Below are 5,013 nucleotides of genomic sequence, written 5' to 3' on the forward strand. Positions count from 1 at the left end.
CCTTGCCGTCGGGCTTCAGGCCGGCGCGGCGGCGGGTGGCGCCGTTGTCGAGTTCTAAGAGGATGCGCTCAGCGCCGGGGAAGCCGCCGGCGCGGGCGCCGCCTGATTTGCGGGCCTTCTGGATGGCCCAGACGAGGGCTGCCTCGACGGGGGTTGTGGTGGTGTCGATGTCGTTGCCGTAAAGGCAGAGGCCGGCTTCGAGGCGCAGGCTGTCGCGGGCGCCGAGGCCGATCGGCTCGACGTCGGGATGCTCGAGCAACCGCTTGGTGACATCGACGGCCATGTCCGAGGGGATCGAGATCTCGTAGCCATCCTCGCCGCTGTAGCCGGAGCGCGAGACGAGACAGGAGACGTCGTGCAGGCGGCAGTGGCGCACGTCCATGAACTTCATGGCGGCGACATCGGCCCAGAGTTCGGCCAAAGCCTCGACGGCGCGCGGACCCTGCAGCGCGATCAGCGCGCGGTCCAGCACGGTGATGTCGCAGGTGTCGGAAAGATGCTTCTGAAGGTGCGCGACGTCGGCATCCTTGCAGGCGGCGTTGACGACGACGAAGAGGTGGTCGTCGAGATGGGTGATCATCAGGTCGTCGAGGATGCCGCCGTTTTCATCGGTGAAGAAACCGTAGCGCTGGCGTCCTTCGGCCAGCCCGAGGATATCGACGGGAACGAGGCTTTCGAGCGCGAGTGCGACGTCCTCATACTTGCCCGACTTCGCCTTGATGACGACCTGGCCCATGTGGGACACATCGAAGAGACCGGCGGCTGCGCGGGTCTGCAGATGTTCCTTCATGACGCCGGCCGGATATTGCACCGGCATGTCATAGCCCGCGAAGGGCACCATGCGGGCGCCGAGCGACAGATGCAGGTCATGCAGCGGGGTTTTCTTCAGGGCAGCAGTATCGTCCAAGGACGCCTCCGGTGTTTGCGCGTGGGTTCCATGCGCGGGCTCAAATATTCGGGCGCGGTTGCGCCTTGTTTCGAGCCCCCTCTGTCTGTTTGCCTGAGATTGTTATCCCTTCGGCGCACGTTTTTAAGAACGCGTCTCTCCAGAGTTCCGTCTGCCCCTTGCTGGTCCTTTTGCCTGAGAGTTTCCGGGGCGGTTGCTCCTTCGGCACCGGCTGCGACGAGCCGGCTTCTCCCAACAAGGTTGAGCGCAATTATCTGGCGATGGCGGTGCTTGGCAAGGGGGAATGTCGCCAGCGAGCAATTTTTTGTCGCGGGCTTCTTCGCCGGTCGAATTTCGGATCGATCGGGACGGGTGGCCTCAGTCTTCTTCGTAAAGCTTGAGAGCTTGCTGCAGGGCGGCCTGCGGCTGGCGCTGGCCCATGGTCATCAGGTCGAGCGCGACTTCGGTGGAGTTGATGACGGCGGCGGATTCATCGGTGTCCTGGCCGGCATCGGTCCGGCGCTTGATGTCGGCCACCTTGCGAGCATCCTTGGCGGCGGTGCTGGCGGAGACGCGCGGGGGAATGCGCAGCGCTTCAAACGCCGCGGCCGCCGTACTTGCCGAAATGGAACCAACCAGAACTGTCATGTGACAGATTTAGGACGGCGGACCTTCCCGCGCCGCTAAGAACATCGCTAAAATATTACCTTTTGTGCTGGTTCTTGCGCCGGATTTGAGTTTTTACGCTATAGTGCAAATGTAGTGCGCCTCTATATCTGTCTCATTGCCTCGTTACTTCTTGCATTACTCAACAACAGAATAGTGCCGGTCCTTCAAAGGAGGAGTTCAGATGCGCCGCTTTCACTCGCTTGCCTTGGCTGGTGCGCTTGTCGTCACTGCCTTCGTCACTACGGCCTGCACCTCGACGGAGCAAAGCCGCGATGCCCGCATGCCGCTGAACTCGGCTTGCGCCTATGGCTTCGACAATGACCGGCCCTGCAGCTATTGAGGCGGCGGGGTGAACCGTATCCTTAGCCGTCAATTGGCAACGCATCGGGCCTGCGCTACACAGATGCCATGATCCAGGCTCTTCTCGTCGCTGTAGGCGGCGCCATAGGCTCCGTACTTCGCTATTTTGTCGGCCAGTGGTCGTTGCGGCTGATGGGCCCGAACTTTCCGTGGGGGACGCTTGTTGTCAATGTTGTGGGGTGTTTCGTCATCGGCGTCTTCGCGGAGCTGATCGCGCGGCGGTTCAATGCATCGAACGAATTGCGGCTTTTGCTGATCACGGGCTTTCTCGGTGGCTTCACCACATTCTCCGCCTTTTCGCTGGATGCGATCTCGCTGATGGAGCGCGGGGCGATGGTCTCCGCGGCGGTCTATATGGTGGCGAGCGTCGGGCTGTCGATGGCGGCGGTTTTCGCGGGGCTTGCGATCATGCGCGCGTTGATCTGAGAGGGGGATCTGACGTCCTCTGAGATTCAGGTTTCCGTTTTTGCGTAAAATGCTCTAAAGCCAGCGGCAAAGGCCGCGCCTGGTGCCGGCAACTCTTTCCGAAAGTACAGACATGGCTGGCATTGAACATATTACCGTCGAAGCCGACGAGGCGGGCATGCGCCTCGATCGTTGGTTCAAGATCCACTATCCCGGCCTCGGATTCGGTCCGCTGCAGAAGCTGATGCGCTCCGGCCAGGTGCGTGTCGATGGCGGTCGCGTGAAGACCGATGCGCGCGTGCAGCCGGGGCAGGTGGTCCGCGTGCCGCCGCTCGATGTCGACGCCAAGAAGGCTGGGCCAATCGCCAGCCACGATCTGAAGCACGGCGGCGACTACGAATTGTTGCAGCGCATGGTGCTGCATGAGGACGAGAAGGTGATCGTGCTCAACAAGCCGGCCGGCCTTGCCGTGCAGGGCGGTTCCGGCGTGACGCGCAACATCGACAAGATGCTGGAGGCCTGGACGAGCCCGAAGGGCGAGAAGCCGCGGCTGGTGCACCGTCTCGACCGCGACACCTCCGGCGTGCTGGTCATTGCCCGTACGCGCGGTGCCGCGCAGAAGCTGACGGCGGCGTTTCGCGAACGCGACACCAAGAAGACCTACTGGTCGCTGGTCAAGGGCGTGCCGCGCAAGCATGAGGACAAGATCTCGACCTGGCTGGTGAAGGAACAGACGCCTGACGGTGACCGTATGCGGGTCTGCAAGCACGGCGAGGAGGGCGCCGACCACGCGATCTCCTATTACAAGGTGCGCGAGACCGCGGCGCAGAACCTCGCCTGGCTGGAGATGGAGCCTTATACCGGCCGCACCCACCAGCTGCGCGTCCACGCGCTGCATATCGGTCATCCGATCATTGGTGACCCCAAATATTTCGACGACGACCACAACTGGGATTTCCCCGGCGGTATCCAGAAGCGGCTGCATCTGCATGCGCGCAAGATCGACATTCCGCATCCGAATGGCGGGCGCCTGCGGGTGACCGCGCCGCTGCCGCCGCACATGGTCCAGACCTGGAACCTGCTCGGTCTCGATCTGGCTGAGGCTGACCGGGAAGACTTTGAATGAATTCGGGAATGAAACTGGCATTGTTCGATTGCGACGGCACGCTTGTCGATAGCGCCGCGCTGATCCATGAGGTGATGGCGCGCACCTTCGTGCACTTCGGCCATGACCGGCCCGAACTCTCGCAGACCAAGGCGATCATCGGCCTGACGCTCGACATCGCCATCGCCCGCATGCAGGGCAAGCCGCATGTGGACGACGAGGCCGTGGCGATGACGGCGCATTACAAGGCGATCTACGCCGATGTGCGCGCCGAAGCCGGCGTCGACGTGCCGCTGTTTGATGGCATCAGTGAGCTGATCCGCACGCTGGCGGAAAAGGACGAGGTGCTGATCGGCGCTGTCACCGGCAAGTCGCGTCGCGGGCTGGTGCATGTTCTGGAGACGCATGGCTTTTCCCGCGATTTCATCGTGTCGCGCACCGCCGACGATTGCCCGTCGAAGCCGCATCCGGCCATGGTGACGGAATGCTGCAGCGAAACGGGGATGAATCCCGGCGATACCATTGTCATCGGCGACGCGATTTACGATATGCAGATGGCAAAGGCTGCGGGCGCCACGGCGATCGGCGTGTCCTGGGGCTATGCAAGCGTCGAAGACCTTGTCGCGGCCGGCGCCGATACGATCGCCTACCATCCGGCCGATATACTGAAGCATTTTTCCTGAGGTGAGCCATGCGTGATCTGTTGAACGACCTGTCCGAGGGGCTGAGCCATCCCGATCCGATCCGCCGCGCGCAGATCCAGATGAAGAAGCCGCTGCCGAAGCGTTTTTACAAGGACGTGTCGGTGGGCGAGGCCCAAGGCACCGAAGCCGGCTTCGTCGTCGAGCTCGACGGCAAGGCTGTGCGCACGCCGGCCCGCAATCTCTTGGCTGCGCCGACGCGCAAGCTTGCCGAGCTGATGGCGGACGAGTGGAAGGCGCAGGGCGACGAGATCGATCCAGGCTCCATGCCGTTGACCAAGCTGATCAACACGGCGATCGATGGCGTTTCGACCGACACGCAGGCGGTGTTCGAAGACATCCTGCGCTTTTCCGGCACCGACATGCTCTGCTACCGGGCCGAAGGGCCGGAAGAGCTGGTGGCGCGGCAGACGAAGCTCTGGGATCCGGTGCTCGACTGGGCGTCGAATACGCTCGGCGCACGCTTTATCCTCGCCGAGGGCATCGTGCACCAGCAGCAGCCGCAGAGCGCGATTGCGGCGTTTTCGGCGGCGCTTCGCAAGCATGACAATGCGATCGCGCTTGCCGTGCTGCACACGATCACGACGCTGACGGGATCGGCACTTCTGGCGCTGGCTTTTGCCGAAGGCGAGCTCGACGAAAACGAGGTGTGGTCGCTCGCGCATCTCGAAGAAGACTGGACGATCGAGCACTGGGGCAGCGACGAAGAGGCGGAAGAACGCCGGGCGCTGCGTTTCATCGATTTTCTGGCGGCCACGCGTGCTTTTTTGGCACTAAAGGGCTGAAATAGATTGCCATGACCGTCTTTATGGCGAAGATCGCGACTCTTAATGGGGTGGACGCGGTTTTTCGTCATGAATATGTTTCAGTCGGTTATTTCCAAGGTT

The 5,013-nt window shown here is 62.2% G+C and carries 7 protein-coding genes and 1 riboswitch; of the genes, 5 read left to right on the plus strand and 2 right to left on the minus strand.

Translation table 11 applies throughout. From position 1 onward, the window contains the following. Together gcvT and B3605_RS01935 are read right to left on the minus strand one after the other, a co-directional pair. On the minus strand, window positions 1-907 hold a 907-nt coding region (gcvT, locus tag B3605_RS01930), incomplete at its 3' end, for a glycine cleavage system aminomethyltransferase GcvT (RefSeq protein WP_296431901.1). Window positions 908-1,059: 152 nt separating this feature from the next. Then, a riboswitch (glycine riboswitch) is annotated at window positions 1,060-1,151 on the minus strand. Window positions 1,152-1,264: 113 nt separating this feature from the next. Beyond that, window positions 1,265-1,534 carry a hypothetical protein gene (locus B3605_RS01935; RefSeq protein WP_018902329.1) on the minus strand — a complete coding sequence of 90 codons (270 nt, stop codon included), beginning with the start codon at window positions 1,532-1,534 and terminating at the stop codon, window positions 1,265-1,267. 202 nt (window positions 1,535-1,736) lie between these two features. Here B3605_RS01935 and B3605_RS01940 point away from each other — a divergent pair, with 202 nt between their 5' ends. The 5 genes from B3605_RS01940 to B3605_RS01960 all read left to right on the plus strand — a co-directional run bounded on the left by B3605_RS01940 (window position 1,737) and on the right by B3605_RS01960 (window position 4,911). Continuing rightward, complete coding sequence (locus tag B3605_RS01940) at window positions 1,737-1,895, plus strand: hypothetical protein (protein ID WP_162725093.1); 159 nt, start codon at window positions 1,737-1,739, stop codon at window positions 1,893-1,895. 68 nt (window positions 1,896-1,963) lie between these two features. Then, on the plus strand, window positions 1,964-2,341 hold the full coding sequence (gene crcB / locus B3605_RS01945) for a fluoride efflux transporter CrcB (RefSeq protein ID WP_112945863.1): 378 nt from the start codon (window positions 1,964-1,966) through the stop codon (window positions 2,339-2,341). Between the two features lie 112 nt (window positions 2,342-2,453). Beyond that, window positions 2,454-3,446: an RluA family pseudouridine synthase gene (locus B3605_RS01950; protein WP_112945862.1), complete on the plus strand. Its 993-nt coding sequence runs from the start codon at window positions 2,454-2,456 to the stop codon at window positions 3,444-3,446. Window positions 3,447-3,454: 8 nt separating this feature from the next. Next, on the plus strand, window positions 3,455-4,108 hold the full coding sequence (locus B3605_RS01955; protein ID WP_112945871.1) for an HAD-IA family hydrolase: 654 nt from the start codon (window positions 3,455-3,457) through the stop codon (window positions 4,106-4,108). A gap of 8 nt (window positions 4,109-4,116) precedes the next feature. Continuing rightward, window positions 4,117-4,911: an ATP12 family chaperone protein gene (locus B3605_RS01960; RefSeq protein WP_112945861.1), complete on the plus strand. Its 795-nt coding sequence runs from the start codon at window positions 4,117-4,119 to the stop codon at window positions 4,909-4,911. Window positions 4,912-5,013 lie beyond the last annotated feature (102 nt).

This window comes from Rhizobium sp. UBA1881 (genome assembly GCF_002338015.1).
Classification (GTDB): domain Bacteria; phylum Pseudomonadota; class Alphaproteobacteria; order Rhizobiales; family Rhizobiaceae; genus Rhizobium.